Consider the following 19,470-nt stretch of genomic DNA (forward strand, 5'->3'; position numbering starts at 1 on the left):
TTTATAGATCAAGAGAAGCGGTGCTGCGATAAGAGAATCGTTTATAAATCAATGATCCGATTTGCTGGATGGCAGCCAGGATAATCAGAAACAGCAGTTCACTTATAGAGAAACTGAGCATCCACCATATCCCCGCTCCTGTCAGCATGACCACAAGCACTTTCCTGAACAGGCTGCCATGCTGGAAAAGCTGCATCAAGTACGTTCGCATATAAAACAATAAATATAAAATTAGAAGCACCGCAAGCCCTGTTGAAATGGCAGGAGGCGTGTGAAAACGGAAAGGGACGGCTTTGACGATTTCGAACATGCAGCCGAATATGATGACTTGGCATAAGACAGCAGCCACTACGTATGCTTGCCGGACGTTTTTATAGCTGTCACGCAGCGATTTGACATCGTCGGCGTAGCGGCTGCACAATCTGTGATGCTGGAAGTCACAGCAGCTTTGATGAGACTGTGTGAGTTTCTGAAAAGCTGCTGTCATGTTTTTCACGGCTTGGGTGACAAAGTGAAGATAAAGAAAAGCGGGCAGCATCAGGACGGAAGCGATACAAGCCAGCAGTCCAAGCCGCACAGCATCATTGTTGATCATCTGTACATATTGGGCAGCGGCTTCGGCAGCGGCCTGAAACCAGCCGAAGGAATAAGCCGCCATTCCCATGAGCAGCAATAACACGGTAAAGACAGTGCTTTTTCTCATTGTCCGATCGCCTCTTTCTGTGGAACGTGAATGACCGCTTTTTTAGAAGATGCCAATGCATCAATGAGAGACAAGAAATCCTTGGTATTCATATCTTGAATGATGCGGTACATGTCGAGAAACGAGCAGCCGCACCTGTCACACTCGGCCGCCCATTCAAAGCATTTGCGCACATAATCGCTGTCATAAATAATGGCGTCCGTCAAAGCATCCTTGCCATATTGGAGCCAGGCCGCAATTTGTTCTTTCTGCTGTGTGACATAGTAGGAGGCGACGTCGATATAAGCCGGAGAATGGTTCCCTTGACAGTGAAGGATCAAAAAACCGCCATCCTCATAAAGGTGCGCTTCAGCCGACAAGCGATCAATTTCCAGACGGTATGTTTGCTGAATCTCTTGGAAAAACGGCGAACCTGCTTGAAATAGAATGCGAGACGCGATATCCCAATAAAGCTTTAACGTTAACAGATCATTTTGTCCGGGGAGTGCGCCGATTTGCAGTCCGGTCCATGTGTCTTGAGGCTTCTCTTCATCACCCAGCACCTCTTTTTGCGAGAGGAAAGGAGGGCATGCGGATATGGTTTTTTGCTCTGCTTTCTCATCTGGCCGCTTTTCGAGCCGTAGATCAGAAGGCAAAAGGGTTTCCGAATCTTCTGAGCCCCCAATCAAAAACAGCGTCATCCGCTGAGGCTGATAGGCAGACTTGTAGGCTTCCTGCAAGGTTTGAATGGTGAACGCCTCAATATCTTTTTTTCTGCCTGCGGGAAAGACAGCAGCAGGTGAGGCGGGAGAAAGCATGCTGATCAGCTGATAATGGTAAGAGAGCTGTTGATTGAGGTGTGCGGTTTCAATTTCACTTGTAATCACAGCTTTTTCCTGAGTGACAACCTTTTTATCAAATGAGTGGTTCCATAAAGCATCAAGCAGGATGGGGATCGTCTGTCTGAGCCGATCTGGCAATGAAGTAAACATGAAATTGGTGTCGGTGTAGGTGGTAAACGCATTTAAAAGCGCACCATGCGCAAAGAAATCACTGTACAGATTGCGCCCATTATGCCAGAAGAGAAGATGCTCTAAAAAATGTGCTGTGCCATACGGAAGCAGCGTGTCGCCTGATTCTGTCTGTAAACAGACATCCCGGCTTCCGAAATCGGTTTTTACATTGCACAGCCGCAGATTTGCGCGGGGAAATTTCAATCTGAATATTTTCAGCCCGCTTTCTGTGTATCTGATATCGGTTCGTTCATCCAGCTGTTGAAAAAAAGCTTTCTTTTCCATCTCTTCATCCCCTTACTACATGAGCTCCGATATAATCGATAGACGCTATGAATCGCAGTACATCACGGCACGTAACCGCCGAGATGCCATCCAGCAGGTCCTCTTTTGTGCAGGAGAAGCGGCGCAGGGTTCCCATATAGGCCAAAAGCCCTTCGGGAGAATCAAATTGCAGCAGCATTTCATTGCGCAGAAATTGTTTTGCCTGTTCCAGCTCCGGCTCATCTACGTGAAAATGCGCGACAGCTTCCAAAATGCGCGGGGGTATCTCTTTCTCATGAAGCTGATCTGTACATATTGAAACAAGCAGCAAATTGTTCATGATGTCGTAACGGGTGATGGCATGATAGACGGCCAGATCCTTCTCGCGGAAATGCTTGAATAAAGCGGAATGTCCGTATTTTCCGAGCAATCCGTCTATCAGCTGTATTTTGATATAATCGCTGGCATCTTTCATCTCTCCGCAGTCAAATCCGAGTGTCATGACGGAAGGGCCTGCTGGGCTGCGTGTCTCTGTTTCAAAAACATGCCGGTTTACGGGTATTCTTCCGGCTGTCACAGCGGACGTGTGCGGAGCATGTCCCGGAACATCGCATGCTTGTACATGTCCTAATATGTTCAGCTGTTTTTGCTGGGACAATAAATCAATGATGAAGTCGGTTGCGTCGAGAAAGCGTGAAGGGCGGATCGCCTGTATCCTGTCTTTTCGGCCAAACATGGCTGTGCCGTACATCGGGTTTCCGAAGGCCTCCTCCGCTAAGCGGGCTGCCGAATAGGAGAAGGGATCAGCGAATTTCTTTTCGATTTTCAGAAGCAGCTCATTCCTTGCCTTTTCAACCGCTTCGGCTGAAAGAGAGGAAGGGAAGGACATGTCTGCAAATGTTTTCATCAGGGCGTCAACATGAAGATTCTTGTTATATAACGGGTGAATCAAGCGGGTTCCGCAGGTTTTCAGCTGCTGGTCAAAAAAGAGATTCGCTGAATACATAAAACGGCTGCCGGCGGCATAACCAAAAGCGTCAATGATTTGCTGCTTCAGGTGTGCTGCGGCGCCGTAAAAATAAATCGTTTCTTCTTCAGGTTCCGCCGCGCTTTCGATCGGCTTCAGAAAGCTCGCGGCGATTGAGATTGTTGAAAATTGATGAGTCTTCAGCAGGTTAACTTCCAAGCCGTTCTCTTTTGCTTGTATCAAAGAAACCACCATCCTGTTTTTGCAGGTAATAGACTATGATCAGCCCGGCAATCGGAATGACCGCCAAGGAGACAGCGGTGCCGGCTAATGTGGCTAAGAAAAGAGGAAGACAAAATAGATAAGACCGGTATTTTGAGAATCCGCTCCAGAGCTGCTGCTCCGTCTGCCAGCTGAAGGACGGCCTTTTTTCATCTGCGGTTAACCGGATAAACGCTCCCGCCAGCAGCAATTCCATACACTGCACAAAAGTGAGAGCTGAAATGGGGTGGCCGCTGATGAAGCCCGCAACCATAGCGACAAGGAGAAACCCGCCAGCTAATAGGCCTGAATAAAAGCGATATTTCGCCCAAAACAACGTTCTCCATTTAATCGGAAGCGTGATGAGCAGCATCCGATCGTTTTTTTCAATCGAGTATAAAAGGGCGATCGGCGAGCAAATCAGCAAAAGGGCGGAAATCACAATATAAATCACTTGCTGATTAAAGATGCCGGTGTTCATCATCTGGAACGAAAAGAAGCCGCTGAATGCCGCCATTACGACGTAATTTAACAGCATCGCTTTAGAGGAAATAAATCGGTTCCATTCTCTTTTGTAAAACGAAAATTCTGATCTCCGCAAAAAAGAATGCATCTTGCTTTGCTGCGGAGGCGCCTGCAGAAAGACAGGAAAGTCAATGATCACCGCCCACAGTATATGAGCCGCGCAAAGCGGGATCGTGACGGCCGGCATAAAAGCAGCGCTGAGGCATACACAGGCGAATACGGCCGCATGCAGCAGGAACATCCAGCTTTTCTTTTTGGCGAAATAATTGCTTAGCACAACTCCAAATATAATCGAGTAAACGGTAAAAAACGAAAATCTGCCGAGCCAAAATAATGTTTGTGCCCCAGACAGCGTTCCGTTTCCAAATAAGAACAGCGGTAAAATAAAAAAGAATAATGTTCTTCTCAAACAGGTGTCGACAAACAGAACGACACTCTGGGCGAGCCAAAAGCTCCGTGAAGAAATCGGCAGCAGGCAGCTCAGCTTCATATAAGATTCCTTCCATTGAGATGTCACGGATAGAAACACCATATATGCGTTCATCAAGAGAAGTGCGAGTATGATATATGTTTTTCCCAACACCGATTCGTCAATGCCGGCCTGGCGGATCAGCCCGATTTCAAATACGGCCAGTATCACAAGGCCTGCGGCAATGCGGATGGCGTCCTTTTTCCCTTGCGGGCTGTACAGCTGTTTGAACAGCAGAGACATGATGGGGAATAGGTTATTCATGGCCGATCACCTCAAAAAATTCCCGCCGCAGATCAGTTTCCTCTTCAATCTGGATGACCTTTTGGATCTGTTTGTTGTGAAGAATGGCTGCATAATCACAAAATCTCTGTACCACATCGAGCAGATGGGAAGAAAACAAAATGGTTCCGCCAGCTTTACAGTACTCGCGCATTTTCTCATAAAACACTTCTATCGATTCCACATCCAAACCGACGAGCGGCTCATCCAAAATAAACAGGGGAGCCCGCAGCAATAAGCCTGTCATCAACACAACCTTTTGCCTGTTTCCCAAGGACAGCTCCGAAATTCTCCTGTTGGTGTATTTGGAAAAATGAAAGGCCTCAGCCAAACTGGTAAACTGCTGTTCTGAAAAATCCTTTTGATAAAGCGAATGGACGAAAGACACATAGTCCTTCGCCGTAATTTCAGTAAACAGCAGCGGATAATCAGCGGCGAAGTAGCGGTGAATCTTCAGCTGATCTGATGTTTTTTGCGGCATGCCGGGCTCTGCTTCAATGCCGCACAGCGAAAAGCGCCCGCTAAAATTGCGGTTCACCCCTGTCAGTGTATTGATCAATGTCGTTTTTCCGGCGCCGTTTACCCCAAGCAATCCGTAAACGGCGCCTTTTTCTAAATGTAAATCCACGTGTTCCAAGATGACGTTGTCCCGTTCATACCACACGGACACATCACGTATATCCAAAATGCTCATCGCGAGTCAGCCTTCCGCGCGCGCATCCCGAAAAGAATGGCAATGGCAATGAAGATCAGCGTAAATAAATAATCGCTTTTGACAAAATAGACGACTGCGCCGATGACAAAGATAAATGAAAGGATATACAGTAAAATTCTTCTTTGTGCAGGTGACAAATCGTTTCCCTCCTAAATAAGCTGGACCACGTCTTCTAATTGTTCATTTTTCGCCCAGGAGCAAATGTTTTTCCGGTGATATTTGTTAGAGTTCAGTCCTTTTAGGTAACAGCCCCCGCAATAACCGCTGAACGGGCATTTGTCTTTCATGCAATGCTCGCTGAACCGCGGTGCCTGCGCTTGCCACAGTTTATGGACGAGAGGGGAGTTAAAGATGCTTTCATATGAATCATGAAAGATATTTCCCAATGAAAATTCCTTTGGAAAGAGTGCGCACGGACGTACTTCACCGAACGGGCTGATTACGATGGATTTCCAGCCAGCGCCGCAATTTGCCGCGCGTTTTCTCTCGTAGGGAATAATCGGAATCAGATCTTTAAACTCATCAATGATATTTTGCTCGTACTCCATAAATTTGCGGTGCTGCTCGGCATCTTTCGTTGGGTGGACGATATCTCTGCCTCTTCCGAAATCATCAACCCAATTGTAAGAGAACGCCTTCGCCCCGAGATCTCGAACCTTTTGGGCCATCTCGTGGATTTCCCACATGTTTTTTTCAAAAACGGACATGGCGACTCTGACAAATATACCGTGGTCACTCAACAATTTTATCGTTTTACAAGTTTGGGCAAAAGAGCCTTTTCTCCCTCTAAAGGAATCGTGGACCTCAGAATTGACACTATCAAGGGAAATGCCGACAATGATTTTTTGCTTGTATGCCTTCAAAAGCTCCAGGCTCTCTTTTCGCATGAGTGTTCCATTTGTTAAGACAGCGACCTTTTTGAACTTTTTACACACATAGTCAAGAATCTCATTGGCGTTCGGATGGACAAAGATTTCTCCGCCCGTGATTTCACATGTCAATACTCCGTTATCAAACAGCATATCAGCCGTTTTCTTAAATTGCTCAATCGATACGGTGCCGAGCGCTTCCGGCGAGCTTTCCAAATAACAGTGGGCGCATTTCAAATTGCAGCGGTGCGTCAGCTCAAAGGTGGCGTGCAGCGGCATTGGAAATTCATTGCTTCCGCTCGTGGTAATTGTATGGCGGTCGGCCCGATTTCCCAGCTGGATGACCTGCTTGTTCAGGAGCATGTTGAGCATGTCATAATACCAGTCTTTATGGTCTTCCGGTGATTCATCGTACACAGCGCATTGTTCTGCTAAAATCTGTTTAGCCGTTTTTTGCCCATCCATTCGCATGCAAAGCTCATAAGCCGTTTTGTTAAGATCCAAATACTCAAAGTCAGAAATCGAAACATTATCACGCAAGTAGTCGATTTCTAACACGCCGCCCTCAGGAAGCTGGTGAACTCTTACACTTTCATTAATAAATGGAAACATCTGCTCTATAAACAAAATACCATCCCCTCTGCATATGATTCAAATGAAAAACGGTTGTGTATGTATAACCAAGAGGTAGATTTTTAGTTAAAAATTGTAATTTACTTAAAAAGGGCATAGTAGAATGACTATGCCCTTTTGGGAGATCCTTACCCCCATAGACCGAATAGACCTGTTGCACCGGCAATTTCAAAATCAGGGATAGGACCGTCCACTAGACAAGCGGCTCCGATCGAGCATGTTGCACAACCTTTGTTTTCCACAATGACAGCTTTTTTCATAATTGAATCCTCCCTTTTTTTGTTTTTTCTAGCAGATCTATGTTGTACTTTTATGATAAAACTATTAAATTACCAATTCAATACATATATTTTGAAGAAAATGTGAAATGAAAACGTTAGATTTCAGAAAAGTGTAACATTTCCTAAGGGTAATTAGTGATATCATTTTCTCTTCTATTAAGGAAATGCTTTTTATGAGGTTTATCTTCAAATCTGATGAGCAATGATGGTAAGATAGAAGCAGTTGAAGTTTACAAACCGAATGATTATACTATTCAAGTCAAAGTGGAATGATGAAAAGGACGTGTCAGAATGAAGCAGGAGACACCGATAACAATCCATGTGAAGTCTGTGATCGAGGATGACGGTAATCAGGAAGTCATCGAATTCCGCACCACCGGATTTTACTATGTAAAACAAAATAAAGTGTATCTATCTTATTATGAAGAACACGACTTAGGCAAAGTAAAAACGATTGTGAAAGTGAGCGAAGGCGAAGTGCTGGTCATGAGGTCAGGCGCTGTCAAAATGAATCAGCGTTTCGTAACGGGAGCTGCCACAATTGCTAAATATAAGATGTCATTTGGTGAGCTTGAGCTGAAAACAAGCACAAAATCGATACATTCTGATCTCGGTGAAGAAAAAGGCCGTATCAGCATCGCATATGACATGCATGTCGGAGACGAGCAGCAGCATTTACATAATATGACGATCACGTATGAGGGAGGAACTCACGCATGAACATTGCGGAACAAATGAAGGACGTGCTGAAAGAAGAAATCAAAGCGGCCGTTCTGAAAGCGGGACTGGCTGAAGAAAGCCAGCTTCCTAATGTCGTTTTAGAAACACCGAAAGATAAAACACACGGCGATTACTCAACAAATATGGCGATGCAGCTGGCGAGAGTCGCAAAAAAAGCGCCGCGCCAAATCGCTGAAGAAATTGTCGCTCATTTTGATAAAGGAAAGGCTTCGATTGAAAAACTGGATATCGCCGGCCCGGGTTTTATCAATTTCTATATGAACAATCAATATTTAACAAAGCTGATTCCGTCTGTATTGGAAGCAGGGGAAGCATACGGGGAAACGAACATCGGAAAAGGTGAGCGCATCCAGGTAGAATTCGTATCAGCGAATCCGACGGGAGACCTTCACCTCGGCCACGCGCGCGGTGCAGCTGTCGGCGATTCCCTGTGCAATGTTCTTTCAAAAGCGGGCTATGATGTGAGCCGCGAATACTACATTAACGATGCCGGAAACCAAATCAACAACCTGGCGCTTTCTGTTGAAGTCCGTTACTTTGAAGCGCTCGGCTTGGAAAAACCGATGCCTGAGGATGGCTACCGCGGCGAGGATATCATTGCAATCGGAAAGCGTCTCGCTGAGGAATACGGCGACCGTTTCGTCAACGAAGAGGAAAGCGAACGCCTCGCGTTTTTCCGTGAATACGGCCTGAAATACGAGCTGGAAAAGCTTCGCAAGGACTTGGAGAACTTCCGTGTGCCGTTCGATGTGTGGTATTCCGAAACGTCACTGTACCAAAACGGAAAAATCGACACGGCGCTTGAAGCGCTCCGCGAAAAAGGCCATGTCTATGAAGAAGACGGCGCGACTTGGTTCCGCTCCACGGCGTTCGGCGATGATAAAGACCGCGTATTGATCAAGAAGGACGGCACGTACACGTACCTGCTGCCTGATATCGCATACCATAAGGACAAGCTTGACCGCGGCTTTGATAAGCTGATCAACGTTTGGGGCGCCGATCACCACGGCTACATCCCGCGTATGAAAGCGGCAATCGAAGCGCTGGGCTATGAAAAAGGAACGCTTGAAGTAGAAATCATTCAGCTCGTACACCTTTACAAAAACGGCGAGAAAATGAAAATGAGCAAACGGACGGGTAAAGCGGTAACGATGCGCGACCTGATTGAAGAAGTCGGCTTGGATGCCGTTCGTTACTTCTTTGCGATGCGCAGTGCGGATACGCATATGGATTTTGACTTAGATCTTGCTGTATCAACATCTAACGAAAACCCTGTGTATTATGCACAATACGCACATGCCCGTATTTGCAGCATGCTTCGCCAAGGGGAAGAGCAGGGACTTAAGCCGGCGGCGGATCTTGATTTCAGCCATATTCAATCAGAAAAAGAATATGACCTGCTGAAAACGATCGGCGGCTTCCCAGAGGCAGTGGCGGAAGCGGCGGAAAAGCGAATTCCGCACCGTGTCACAAACTATATTTATGATCTGGCTTCTGCTCTGCACAGCTTCTACAATGCAGAGAAGGTCATTGATCCTGAAAATAAAGAGAAGAGCCGCGCACGCCTGGCTTTAATGAAGGCAACGCAAATTACGCTGAACAACGCGCTTCAGCTGATCGGCGTATCGGCTCCGGAAAAAATGTAATTGATGACGAAAGGGCAAAGTCTTCGGACTTTGCCCTTTTTTATGAGGAAAACGTGTGATGTAATTCACAATCCTGTTTGCTGAGTTTTTGTATGATAAGACTGATTATTGAATCATTGAAAGGGGCAAGCCAAATGATCAACCGTCAACACATTCAATTATCGTTACAGTCATTAAGCTTGGTGGCAGGGTTTATGGTTTGGGTTCTGATTTCATCACTTATTTCCCAAATCACATTAGATATTCCTTTAAGCAAAGGCGAGATTTCTTTGGTGACGGCGATTCCCGTGATTCTTGGATCGCTACTCCGCATTCCTTTAGGGTATTTGACGAACAGGTTTGGCGCGCGGCTGATGTTTATGATCAGCTTCATCCTGCTTTTGCTTCCGGTGTTTTGGATCAGTATCGCGGATTCTTTGTTTGACTTAATCGCGGGCGGTTTTTTCTTAGGGATCGGGGGAGCGGTATTCTCCATTGGAGTGACATCCCTTCCGAAGTATTATCCGAAAGAAAAGCACGGTGTCATCAATGGGATTTATGGAGCCGGAAACATCGGAACCGCCATTACCACATTTGCGGCGCCTGTTATCGCACAAACTGCGGGCTGGAAAGCAACCGTGCAGATGTATATGGTGCTGCTGGCTGTCTTTGCATTGCTGCACGTATTGTTTGGAGACCGGCATGAGAAAAAAGTGAATGTTTCCGTAAAAACTCAAATCAAAGCCGTTTATCGAAATCATATTCTGTGGTTTTTAAGCTTGTTTTATTTTATTACGTTTGGCGCCTTTGTCGCCTTCACCATCTATCTGCCGAACTTTCTGGCGGAGCACTTTGGGCTGAATCCAGCGGACGCCGGTTTGCGGACGGCTGGCTTTATTGCCGTCTCCACGCTGCTCAGGCCTGCGGGCGGATTCCTGGCTGATAAAATGAGCCCGCTCCGCATCTTGATGTTCATATTTGCGGGGCTTACTTTATCAGGCATCATCTTATCATTTTCGCCGACGATCGGCCTTTATACGTTTGGGTCATTAACGGTGGCAGTCTGCTCAGGCATAGGAAACGGGACCGTTTTTAAACTGGTGCCTTTCTATTTTTCGAAGCAAGCGGGAATTGCCAACGGGATTGTGTCTGCTATGGGCGGATTAGGAGGTTTTTTCCCTCCGCTGATACTGGCGAGTGTCTTTCAGGCAACAGGCCAATACGCGATCGGCTTTATGGCGCTTTCAGAAGTAGCGTTAGCGAGCTTTGTTCTTGTCATATGGATGTATTGGCAGGAAAGAATGAAAACGCACATGGAGAGAAACAGTCAGAGCGTCAACTAGCAATGGGGCATTCACAAGATTGTTAGTTTTTTCTGGGTGGGTGCAAATCAATTCACGTTACAATAAACATACGCAACGTGACTTTCTTCGAGGTGAGCTCATGAATTTTCTCTCTGTCCGACCATCTGATAGTGACTTTCTTTCCAGCAGTCTGCATGAATTGCTGGAATCAATCAGCACGAAAAGAAAAATGGAAAAACACACGTATTTGTTTCGAGAAGGAATGGATGCAGAAGAGCTTTATCTGATTCAATCGGGACTCATTGAAATTGGCAAGCTGACGTCTGACGGTAAAGACCTGACGCTTAGAATCTGCCAAAAAAACGATATCGTCGGGGAATTAACACTTTTTACTGAGGAACCGAGATATATGCTCAGTGCAAAGGTGCTAGAGGATGGCGAGGTGCTCGTCATTAATAAAAACAAGCTGGAAAAGGAATTAATCCAAAACGGTGCTTTGACATTTGAGTTTATGAAATGGATGAGCACCCATCTCCGGAAAATACAGTCCAAAATCAGGGATCTGCTGCTTCACGGCAAAAAGGGTGCGCTCTATTCCACTCTTATCCGCTTATCAAACAGCTATGGGGTGGAACGAAGCGACGGCATTCTGATTAATATTACGCTGACAAATCAGGATTTGGCAAAATTTTGCGCAGCAGCAAGAGAAAGTGTCAACCGCATGCTGGGAGATCTCCGCAAACAAGGGGTTATTTCGATAGACGAATCCGGAAAAATTATTTTGCACAAGCGGGATTTTTTACGATGCGAGATTGAATGTGAAAACTGTCCGCTGGAGATTTGCAATATTGACTGAGAAAACCAAGGGCCGCTGGCGGTCCTTGGTTTTTCATCTTGTGATAAAGAGACACATGACGGCGAAAAAGACGCAGGCATTCACGATTTCCAGAATGCCGACCGTTTTGACAGGCCAATTCCTTCCGTGAAAGAACCATGCCCGCAAACTGCTTGGAATAAAAGCAAGAAAAGCCCATCCTGCTCCGAGAAGAGCCGCTAGAAAGGGGAGCAGCAGGTGATATCCCCATGACCAGTATGCAAATGCCCTGTTTTTTCTCTCCCGTATCACCGACTTCACATAAAAGGAACTCCCGATAAAAAATAAAGCGGATTGCATGAATATAAACCAAGCCCAGCCGTCGAGTGTTCCAGTCCCCAGCCAGCAGCTTGCAAGCCCGCCTGAACAAAAGAACAAGACACCCGCAATATCATTCACTAGCGCCCGTTCGTTTTTTCGGCGGGCATAATACATATGGATGAGAAACAGCGGCAATAAAGAAACGCCAACCCAGAAGAGCGGCGGCTTATGAAAAACAGAGACAATCAAAAAGCAGCAGGCCGGAAAACCGTAAAACCATATCCACTTTTGATAGGGTTTGATTTGTTTCTTTTTCAAGGCGAGCGAAACGGGATAAACCGCCAAGTAAAGGAAAAGCCAGCCTAGGAAGAGCGGAATATGCCAGAAAACAGGGCCTCCCTTGACCATCCCGAGCAAAAATGGAATCAGCAGCATCGCCCATGCACCGTGCTGCTTCGGAATTAGCGCCTTCATCAAAATCCTCCTTTTTAATTTCATTATAAATGCTGTCATCCTCCAGATGAGTGACATTCATCATACAAGCTGTGAAATACATCACTGCTGTACAGGCTCAATCGGGCTACACTAAAGCTATCCTTAACACAGGAGGCTTTCCTATGAATCAGTGTGACTATTTATTTTTTCTGAAACAACTTCCCATGTTTAATGAAGTGCCTCAATCCATTGTCGAAACCTTGCTGAAAAATGGGACATTTATCTGCGGCTTATGTGATCAGTCTCCATCCTTTCTTCATTCTCAATCCGTCTATATTGTATTAAAAGGAAGTGTCCGTTTTATGGACAGCAGGCTCCCTGAAGGATCGAAAACCGTTGCGCTGTGGGAAAAAGGCGATGTGTTTCCGATTGATGAAAAAGGCGGGCTGTATTTATCGCCATTTATCTCAGTCAATGCCTCTCCTGATATTCTAATACTCAATATCCCTTATTACATATTTAAGAAAATGATGTCTTACAATGCGCAGCTGCAAATGAACTTTTTGGCCATGCTTCAGCAAAATGTCTTTTGTTCCTATCAATTATTTTTGCGGTACCTGCATACCTCACAGGATGAAAACGCCGAGCCCGGTTCCTAATGAGAACCGGGTGTTTTGATCTTCTTTACATGACAGGCGGCTAATGAGGAGGCCTTCCTGATCGCCGCGTTCATTACATCCTGTGAAAGTTCTTCCTTCACCCATGTGTGAACATTTTGTGAAAAAAGCAGAGTGTGTGACATAGTTCACAAGGAAACACGCTGTCTCTGTTTATAGTGGAACTTAGCATCACCTGACTCGGAAGGAGTGAACTCTTATGAAGAAAAAGAAAATGAGTCCGTTGTTTAGGAGATTACATTATTTCTCTCCTATCGAACACCATTCAAATAAACATAGCCAAACCACCCGCGAAGATCGCGATTGGGAGAATGTATACAGAAACAGATGGCAATACGACATAGTCGTTCGCTCCACCCATGGCGTCAATTGCACGGGGTCTTGCAGCTGGAATATCTATGTGAAAAACGGCATTGTCACATGGGAAGGGCAAAACCTAAATTATCCATCAACAGGCCCCGATATGCCTGATTTCGAACCGAGAGGCTGTCCGCGGGGGGCGAGTTTTTCATGGTATATCTACAGCCCGCTCCGTGTGAAATATCCATACGTGCGCGGTGTGCTGATTCATTTGTGGCGGGAAGCACTGCAGACGCATCAAAATCCATTGGAAGCCTGGAAATCGATTGTGGAAAACCCTGAAAAAGCGAAGTCCTATAAACAGGCGAGAGGGAAAGGCGGTTTTGTGCGCGCTGAATGGCCGGAGGTGCTGAAGCTGATTTCAGCCTCTCTGCTGTATACAGTGATGAAATACGGGCCAGACCGGAACGTCGGTTTTTCTCCGATTCCGGCTATGTCCATGATCAGCCATGCCTCAGGCTCCCGGTTTATGTCGTTAATCGGCGGCCCTATGCTCAGTTTTTATGACTGGTATGCGGATCTTCCCCCGGCATCCCCGCAAATCTGGGGTGACCAGACGGATGTTCCGGAAAGCAGTGATTGGTACAATTCGGGCTATATCATCACATGGGGCTCCAACGTTCCATTAACGAGAACGCCTGACGCGCATTTTTTGGCGGAGGCCCGCTATAAAGGCGCTAAGGTCATTTCGATCAGTCCGGATTTTGCAGAATCCTCAAAGTTTGCGGATGACTGGCTGAGTATCCGCCAAGGGACTGATGGGGCGCTTGCGATGGCCATGGGTCACGTCATTTTGCAGGAATTTTACGTGAACCAAGAAACTGAACGTTTTATTGAGTACGCGAAGCAATACACCGATTTTCCATTCTTCGTCACCCTGTCAAAGGAAAATGGCGTATATACAGCGGGCCGGTTTCTTCATGCGAAGGACATCGGGCGGCAGACAAAGCATGATCAGTGGAAGCCTGCAGTCTGGAATGAACAGACAGGCGCATTTGCCATACCGCAGGGGACAATGGGCTCGCGCTGGGATGGGCAGCAGAAATGGAACCTGCACATGATTGATGAAGAAACCGGGGAACCGATTGAACCCCGTCTCTCTGTGCTGGGAATAGAAGACGAAATCGGCACGGTGCGCATCCCGTATTTTTCAAATGACGGAAACAAAGTGCTTGATCGGGATCTTCCTATTAAAAAAATGCACCTGAACGGTGAAGAGACGTACGTTACGACTGTGTTTGACTTGATCCTGGCTAACTACGGCGTGAACCGGGGCATCGGCAAACGATCAGCTTTCTCCTATGATGATCCTGAGCCGTTTACGCCTGCCTGGCAGGAACAGATGACAGGAATCAAAAAAGAAGCTGTCATTAAAATTGCCCGAGAATTTGCCCAGAATGCGATCGATACAGACGGCCGGTCCATGATTATCGTAGGAGCGGGGATTAACCACTGGTTCAACTCCGACACAATCTACCGGGCAGTGTTAAATCTTGTTTTACTGGTAGGCGCCCAAGGCGTAAACGGCGGAGGCTGGGCCCATTATGTGGGGCAGGAAAAGCTCCGTCCTGCTGAAGGATGGCAGACGATTGCAAATGCAAAGGACTGGGAAGGCGTGCCTAAACTGCAAAACGGCACCTCATTTTTCTACTTTGCGACAGACCAGTGGCGTTACGAGGACCAGCCGATCAGTGACCTGGCTTCACCGATCGCTGCGTCATCCCGCTACAAGCACCACGCCGATTACAATGTGCTGGCGGCGCGGCTAGGGTGGCTTCCGTCATACCCGACTTTTAATCAAAACGGCATCGATCTGTACAAAGAAGCTGAAAAGGCAGGGGCGGCAACACCTGAAGACGTAGGTGCGTACGTGGCCTCACAGCTCCAAGAGAAAAAACTGAAATTCGCAATTGAAGATCCTGACAATGAAGTGAATTTTCCTAGGAATCTCTTCGTATGGCGAGCGAATCTGATCTCCAGCTCAGGAAAAGGGCACGAATATTTTCTCAAGCATTTGCTGGGGACGACGAACGGTTTGATGAATGACGACAGCGACAGCATCCGTCCGGAAGAAATCAAATGGCGGGACCAGGCACCGGAAGGAAAGCTCGACTTATTAATCAATCTTGATTTTCGAATGGCTGGTACGGCGCTATATTCCGATATCGTGCTGCCGGCGGCGACATGGTATGAAAAACACGATCTCAGCAGCACGGATATGCATCCGTTTATCCATCCTTTTGCTCCGGCCATCTCGGCTCCGTGGGAATCGAAATCAGACTGGGATATTTTTAAGGCTCTGTCAAAAGCCGTTTCCGATCTGGCAGAAGAAGTCGATATGGAGCCGGTGAAAGAAGTGGTCGCGACGCCGCTCCTCCATGACACCATGCAGGAATTAGCCCAGCCGTTCGGCAAAATCAAGGACTGGAGCAAGGGCGAATGTGAGGCCATACCGGGAAAATCGATGCCAAATATCCAAGTTGTTGAACGGGATTACAAGCACATTTTTCATAAAATGACCGCGCTCGGTCCTAACGCCGCTTTAAAGCCGAGCGGAACAAAAGGAATGAGCTGGTCGATAGCCGATGAATATGAATCACTCAAAAAGAGACTGGGAGACATCACCTCGGACAGCGTCGCAAAGGGATGTCCAAATATAAGTGATGCAAAGCAGGCAGCAGAAGCGATTTTAACCCTATCATCCACTTCGAATGGAAAGGTCGCCGTCAAAGCATGGGAATCACTTGAAAACATCACAAACCTGAAACTGAAAGACCTGGCGGAAGAGCGCGAGGAAGAATGCTTTACGTTCGAACAAATTACAGCCCAGCCGAAAACGGTTATCACGTCTCCGGCATTTACCGGCTCAGAAAAAGGCGGACGCAGGTACTCGCCGTTTACGACGAACGTAGAAAAATTAATCCCATGGCGAACACTGACTGGCAGACAATCCTATTATGTCGATCATGAACTGATGATGGAATTCGGTGAAACGATGGCGACATTTAAACCGATCCTCCAGCATCGTCCGTTTCTGAGCAAGCGGCCTGATCAAGAGGGGAAAGAAATTGTCCTCAATTATTTGACGCCGCATAATAAATGGTCTGTCCACAGCATGTATTTTGATTCCCTGCCAATGCTGACGTTGTTCCGCGGCGGGCCGACGGTGTGGATGAATAAAGATGATGCAGAGGACACGGATATCAAAGATAACGATTGGATTGAATGCTTTAACCGAAACGGTGTTGTCGTCGCGAGAGCGGTTTTGTCTCACCGGATTCCTAAAGGAATGGCGTTTATGCACCATGCCCAGGATCGCCACATCAATGTGCCCGGCACGAAACTGACAAATAACCGCGGAGGCACCCATAACAGCCCGACAAGGATACACGTCAAGCCGACGCAGATGATCGGGGGCTATGCCCAGCTCAGCTACGGCTTTAATTATTACGGTCCAACAGGGAATCAGCGCGACCTGAACGTCGTCATCCGCAAGCTGAAGGAGGTCGATTGGCTTGAAGATTAAAGCGCAAATCGGTATGGTCATGAACTTGGATAAATGCATCGGCTGCCACACGTGCAGCGTCACCTGCAAAAACACGTGGACAAACCGTGCCGGTGCGGAATATATGTACTTTAATAATGTAGAAACAAAGCCGGGCATCGGCTATCCGAAGCAATGGGAGGACCAGGACAAATATAAAGGCGGCTGGACATTGAAAAAAGGAAAGCTCGAGCTGAAATCCGGCCCGAAAACGAATCGGCTTGCAGGCCTTTTCTATAATCCGAATCAGCCGACGATTGATGATTATTATGAGCCTTGGAACTATGATTATGAAACATTAACAAACAGCCCGCAGAAAAAAAACCAGCCAGTGGCTCGCCCGAAATCGTCCTTGACCGGAGACTTTATGAATATTGAATGGGGACCGAACTGGGAGGATGATCTCGCAGGCGGCCACATAACGGGGCTTGAGGACCCAAACGTGCCAAAAATGGAGGAATCGATCAAAACAGAATTCGATGAAGTCTTTATGATGTATCTGCCGCGTATTTGTGAGCACTGCATCAACCCGGCTTGCGTTTCCTCCTGCCCGTCCGGCGCCATGTACAAACGCGAGGAAGACGGCATTGTGCTTGTGGATCAAAACGCATGCCGCTCATGGAGATATTGCGTTTCTTCCTGTCCTTATAAAAAAGTCTATTTTAATTGGCAAACGAACAAAGCGGAAAAATGCACACTCTGCTTTCCGCGCTTGGAGGCGGGACTGCCGACCATCTGCTCTGAGACGTGTGTAGGCAGAATCCGCTACCTCGGCGTCATGCTGTATGACGCGGACAAAGTGGAGGAAACAGCATCTGTTGAAAATGAAAAAGATCTCTATCTTTCCCAATTGGATGTTTTTCTTGATCCGAATGATCCTGAAATTGCCAAACTGGCAAAAGAACAAGGCATTCCGGCTGAATGGATAGAGGCCGCGCAGCAATCGCCGATCTATAAAATGATCATCGACTGGAAGATTGCGCTGCCGCTTCACCCTGAGTACCGCACACTGCCGATGGTTTGGTACATTCCGCCGCTGAGCCCGATTATGAATCTCTTTGAAGGAAAAGGCAGCCGGCAGTCCGCGGAAGATATTTTTCCGGCTATCGACCAAATGAGAATACCGATAAACTATTTGGCGCAGCTGTTAACGGCCGGTGATACGGATCATATTCGGTCAACATTAAAGAAAATGTCTGTCATGCGCCAGTATATGAGAGCGGTCCAGACGAATAAAACCGTCGACCCGGCACTGATCTCCAGTGTCGGCTTAACAGAACAGCAAATTGAAGACATGTATCGGCTGCTTGCAATCGCCAAATACGATGACCGCTTTGTGATTCCAAGCAGCCACCGGGAAGAAGTGTCAGATTTATATGCTGAACAAGGGAGCTGCGGCTTGTCATTTTCTGGCGGCCCAGGCTCTTGCTTCTAACTTTTGATAAATGAGGTGTAACAAGATGAACACCACAGACCGGCAAATCACGTTTTCTGCTCTTTCCTATCTTCTTTCTTATCCGGATGAAGAGTGGAGAGCCGAGCTTCCCGATTGGAAGGCTCTTATCCATGAAATGAACAATCAGCAAATGTGTGAGAAGCTGTTGCACTTTTTCGATGCGACAGCCGGCTTTTCTCAGGAAGCTCTGATTGAACACTACGTCTATACGTTTGACTTCGGGAAAAAAACGAATATGTATGTCACCTACTTTAACTCAGGCGAGCAAAGGGAACGAGGCATTGAGTTGCTGCATTTAAAAAACACATACCAGCAATCCGGCTTCCTGCCGACAGAGAAAGAGCTGCCTGATTACCTGCCGCTTATGCTGGAATTTGCCGCGATTGCGGAAATTGAAGCAGCAAGAAGTGTGTTTGAGAAATATTTGTCCAATGTGAGGGAGCTGGCATCCCGCCTCGAAAAAAATGACAGCATCTATGCGGAGCTGCTGCACGTGCTGCTGGCCGCGCTGGGAAACATCGGCGTGCGTGAAAGCATTGAAGGGGCTGTTCAGGCATGAGCGGACAGATCCTGTGGGGCGTGATGCCATACATTGTATTGACGATTTTTATCGGCGGCCATATTTACCGCTATCAGCATGATCAATTTGGCTGGACGGCGAAATCAAGCGAGCTGTTAGAAAAGAAAAAACTCGCGGCGGGCAGCACCCTTTTTCACTGGGGCATACTGTGTGTCGTCGGCGGCCATATCATGGGAATTCTGATCCCGGTAGGCGTGTATTCTGGAATCGGCATTTCAGAGCATGTGTATCATAAAATGGCGATTGGCGCAGGCCTCCCGGCGGGAATTGTGGCCTGTATCGGACTTATCATCCTGACGTACAGAAGGCTGTTTGACAAAAGAATCCGCAAAACCAGCTCGCCTGCGGATATTCTTATTCTCATTCTGCTGCTGTTCATGATGCTGTCGGGCGTTGCGGCCACGTTTCTCAATATTGATTCGAAGGGATTCGATTACCGGACAACAGTCGGGCCGTGGTTCAGAGAAATCGCTTTGTTCAGGCCTGACGCCTCTTTGATGGAGAGTGTCCCGCTATGGTTTAAGTTTCATATTGTTATCGGATACGTTGTTTTTATTCTGTGGCCGTTTACGAGATTGGTTCACGTGTTCAGCCTGCCGCTCAAATATTTGACCCGCAGCTATGTCGTATATCGAAAACGCTCGTAAAAATC

18 protein-coding genes and 1 pseudogene are annotated in these 19,470 nt (G+C 47.1%); 9 read left to right on the forward strand and 10 right to left on the reverse strand.

Features of this window, described 5'->3' with window-relative positions; genetic code table 11:
• Nucleotide 1: 1 nt before the first annotated feature.
• The 9 genes and pseudogenes from MOB98_RS08495 to sboA form a co-directional block, all read right to left on the reverse strand.
• Nucleotides 2–703: a bacteriocin biosynthesis protein AlbG gene (locus MOB98_RS08495; protein ID WP_268359958.1), complete on the reverse strand. Its 702-nt coding sequence runs from the start codon at nt 701–703 to the stop codon at nt 2–4.
• Nucleotides 700–1,980, reverse strand: a complete 1,281-nt coding sequence (locus MOB98_RS08500; protein ID WP_268359959.1) for a M16 family metallopeptidase — start codon at nt 1,978–1,980, stop codon at nt 700–702. Before MOB98_RS08500 ends, MOB98_RS08495 begins: the two co-directional genes overlap by 4 nt.
• A 4-nt stretch (nt 1,981–1,984) precedes the next feature.
• The gene (locus MOB98_RS08505; RefSeq protein WP_268360006.1) at nt 1,985–3,145 is read right to left on the reverse strand and encodes a M16 family metallopeptidase; all 1,161 of its coding nucleotides are present in this window, start codon (nt 3,143–3,145) and stop codon (nt 1,985–1,987) included.
• Nucleotides 3,135–4,445: an antilisterial bacteriocin subtilosin biosynthesis protein AlbD gene (albD, locus tag MOB98_RS08510; RefSeq protein WP_268359960.1), complete on the reverse strand. Its 1,311-nt coding sequence runs from the start codon at nt 4,443–4,445 to the stop codon at nt 3,135–3,137. The genes MOB98_RS08505 and albD overlap by 11 nt, the downstream gene beginning before the upstream one ends.
• Nucleotides 4,438–5,157 carry an ATP-binding cassette domain-containing protein gene (locus tag MOB98_RS08515; RefSeq protein WP_268359961.1) on the reverse strand — a complete coding sequence of 240 codons (720 nt, stop codon included), beginning with the start codon at nt 5,155–5,157 and terminating at the stop codon, nt 4,438–4,440. Before MOB98_RS08515 ends, albD begins: the two co-directional genes overlap by 8 nt.
• On the reverse strand, nt 5,154–5,315 hold the full coding sequence (gene albB, locus MOB98_RS08520; protein WP_003222006.1) for an antilisterial bacteriocin subtilosin biosynthesis protein AlbB: 162 nt from the start codon (nt 5,313–5,315) through the stop codon (nt 5,154–5,156). Before albB ends, MOB98_RS08515 begins: the two co-directional genes overlap by 4 nt.
• Before the next feature lie 12 nt (nt 5,316–5,327).
• Nucleotides 5,328–6,674: a subtilosin maturase AlbA gene (gene albA / locus MOB98_RS08525; RefSeq protein WP_268359962.1), complete on the reverse strand. Its 1,347-nt coding sequence runs from the start codon at nt 6,672–6,674 to the stop codon at nt 5,328–5,330.
• A 24-nt stretch (nt 6,675–6,698) separates the two neighbouring features.
• A pseudogene (gene sboX, locus MOB98_RS08530) lies at nt 6,699–6,852 on the reverse strand (bacteriocin-like protein SboX).
• On the reverse strand, nt 6,809–6,940 hold the full coding sequence (gene sboA / locus MOB98_RS08535; protein WP_003222002.1) for a subtilosin A: 132 nt from the start codon (nt 6,938–6,940) through the stop codon (nt 6,809–6,811). Before sboA ends, sboX begins: the two are co-directional and overlap by 44 nt.
• Nucleotides 6,941–7,252: 312 nt before the next feature.
• Here sboA and MOB98_RS08540 point away from each other — a divergent pair, with 312 nt between their 5' ends.
• The 4 genes from MOB98_RS08540 to fnr all read left to right on the forward strand — a co-directional run bounded on the left by MOB98_RS08540 (nt 7,253) and on the right by fnr (nt 11,487).
• On the forward strand, nt 7,253–7,681 hold the full coding sequence (locus MOB98_RS08540) for a DUF1934 domain-containing protein (protein WP_268359963.1): 429 nt from the start codon (nt 7,253–7,255) through the stop codon (nt 7,679–7,681).
• A complete protein-coding gene (argS, locus tag MOB98_RS08545) occupies nt 7,678–9,348 on the forward strand; it encodes an arginine--tRNA ligase (RefSeq protein WP_268359964.1) in 1,671 nt (556 codons plus the stop codon). Before MOB98_RS08540 ends, argS begins: the two co-directional genes overlap by 4 nt.
• 134 nt (nt 9,349–9,482) lie before the next feature.
• Nucleotides 9,483–10,670, forward strand: coding sequence for a nitrate transporter NarK (gene narK / locus MOB98_RS08550; RefSeq protein ID WP_268359965.1), 1,188 nt, complete (start codon nt 9,483–9,485; stop codon nt 10,668–10,670).
• A gap of 100 nt (nt 10,671–10,770) precedes the next feature.
• On the forward strand, nt 10,771–11,487 hold the full coding sequence (gene fnr, locus MOB98_RS08555; protein ID WP_268359966.1) for a fumarate/nitrate reduction transcriptional regulator Fnr: 717 nt from the start codon (nt 10,771–10,773) through the stop codon (nt 11,485–11,487).
• Nucleotides 11,488–11,520: 33 nt separating this feature from the next.
• Here fnr and MOB98_RS08560 read toward each other — a convergent pair whose 3' ends face one another.
• Nucleotides 11,521–12,240 carry a YwiC-like family protein gene (locus MOB98_RS08560; RefSeq protein WP_268359967.1) on the reverse strand — a complete coding sequence of 240 codons (720 nt, stop codon included), beginning with the start codon at nt 12,238–12,240 and terminating at the stop codon, nt 11,521–11,523.
• A 143-nt stretch (nt 12,241–12,383) separates the two neighbouring features.
• Here MOB98_RS08560 and arfM point away from each other — a divergent pair, with 143 nt between their 5' ends.
• The 5 genes from arfM (at nt 12,384) to narI (ending at nt 19,465) form a co-directional block, all read left to right on the forward strand.
• Nucleotides 12,384–12,860 (forward strand): Crp/Fnr family transcriptional regulator ArfM, encoded by a 477-nt coding sequence (arfM, locus tag MOB98_RS08565; protein WP_268359968.1) that lies wholly within the window; start codon nt 12,384–12,386, stop codon nt 12,858–12,860.
• A 217-nt stretch (nt 12,861–13,077) separates the two neighbouring features.
• Nucleotides 13,078–16,764, forward strand: coding sequence for a nitrate reductase subunit alpha (locus MOB98_RS08570; RefSeq protein WP_268359969.1), 3,687 nt, complete (start codon nt 13,078–13,080; stop codon nt 16,762–16,764).
• Nucleotides 16,754–18,217 (forward strand): nitrate reductase subunit beta, encoded by a 1,464-nt coding sequence (narH, locus tag MOB98_RS08575; protein ID WP_268359970.1) that lies wholly within the window; start codon nt 16,754–16,756, stop codon nt 18,215–18,217. Before MOB98_RS08570 ends, narH begins: the two co-directional genes overlap by 11 nt.
• A 25-nt stretch (nt 18,218–18,242) precedes the next feature.
• On the forward strand, nt 18,243–18,797 hold the full coding sequence (gene narJ, locus MOB98_RS08580; RefSeq protein WP_268359971.1) for a nitrate reductase molybdenum cofactor assembly chaperone: 555 nt from the start codon (nt 18,243–18,245) through the stop codon (nt 18,795–18,797).
• A complete protein-coding gene (narI, locus tag MOB98_RS08585) occupies nt 18,794–19,465 on the forward strand; it encodes a respiratory nitrate reductase subunit gamma (protein WP_268359972.1) in 672 nt (223 codons plus the stop codon). Before narJ ends, narI begins: the two co-directional genes overlap by 4 nt.
• Nucleotides 19,466–19,470 lie beyond the last annotated feature (5 nt).

The organism is Bacillus sp. N13C7, assembly GCF_026790065.1.
GTDB lineage: Bacteria > Bacillota > Bacilli > Bacillales > Bacillaceae > Bacillus.

Bases quoted from the DNA above. Each gene is read 5' to 3' on its own strand.
- narI (WP_268359972.1), top strand. From the start codon at position 18,794: ATGAGCGGACAGATCCTGTGGGGCGTGATGCCATACATTGTATTGACG.
- MOB98_RS08500 (WP_268359959.1), bottom strand. From the start codon at position 1,980: ATGGAAAAGAAAGCTTTTTTTCAACAGCTGGATGAACGAACCGATATC.
- fnr (WP_268359966.1), top strand. From the start codon at position 10,771: ATGAATTTTCTCTCTGTCCGACCATCTGATAGTGACTTTCTTTCCAGC.
- sboA (WP_003222002.1), bottom strand. From the start codon at position 6,940: ATGAAAAAAGCTGTCATTGTGGAAAACAAAGGTTGTGCAACATGCTCG.
- albD (WP_268359960.1), bottom strand. From the start codon at position 4,445: ATGAATAACCTATTCCCCATCATGTCTCTGCTGTTCAAACAGCTGTAC.
- arfM (WP_268359968.1), top strand. From the start codon at position 12,384: ATGAATCAGTGTGACTATTTATTTTTTCTGAAACAACTTCCCATGTTT.
- narJ (WP_268359971.1), top strand. From the start codon at position 18,243: ATGAACACCACAGACCGGCAAATCACGTTTTCTGCTCTTTCCTATCTT.
- MOB98_RS08495 (WP_268359958.1), bottom strand. From the start codon at position 703: ATGAGAAAAAGCACTGTCTTTACCGTGTTATTGCTGCTCATGGGAATG.
- narK (WP_268359965.1), top strand. From the start codon at position 9,483: ATGATCAACCGTCAACACATTCAATTATCGTTACAGTCATTAAGCTTG.
- MOB98_RS08540 (WP_268359963.1), top strand. From the start codon at position 7,253: ATGAAGCAGGAGACACCGATAACAATCCATGTGAAGTCTGTGATCGAG.
- MOB98_RS08570 (WP_268359969.1), top strand. From the start codon at position 13,078: ATGAAGAAAAAGAAAATGAGTCCGTTGTTTAGGAGATTACATTATTTC.
- MOB98_RS08560 (WP_268359967.1), bottom strand. From the start codon at position 12,240: ATGAAGGCGCTAATTCCGAAGCAGCACGGTGCATGGGCGATGCTGCTG.
- argS (WP_268359964.1), top strand. From the start codon at position 7,678: ATGAACATTGCGGAACAAATGAAGGACGTGCTGAAAGAAGAAATCAAA.
- MOB98_RS08515 (WP_268359961.1), bottom strand. From the start codon at position 5,157: ATGAGCATTTTGGATATACGTGATGTGTCCGTGTGGTATGAACGGGAC.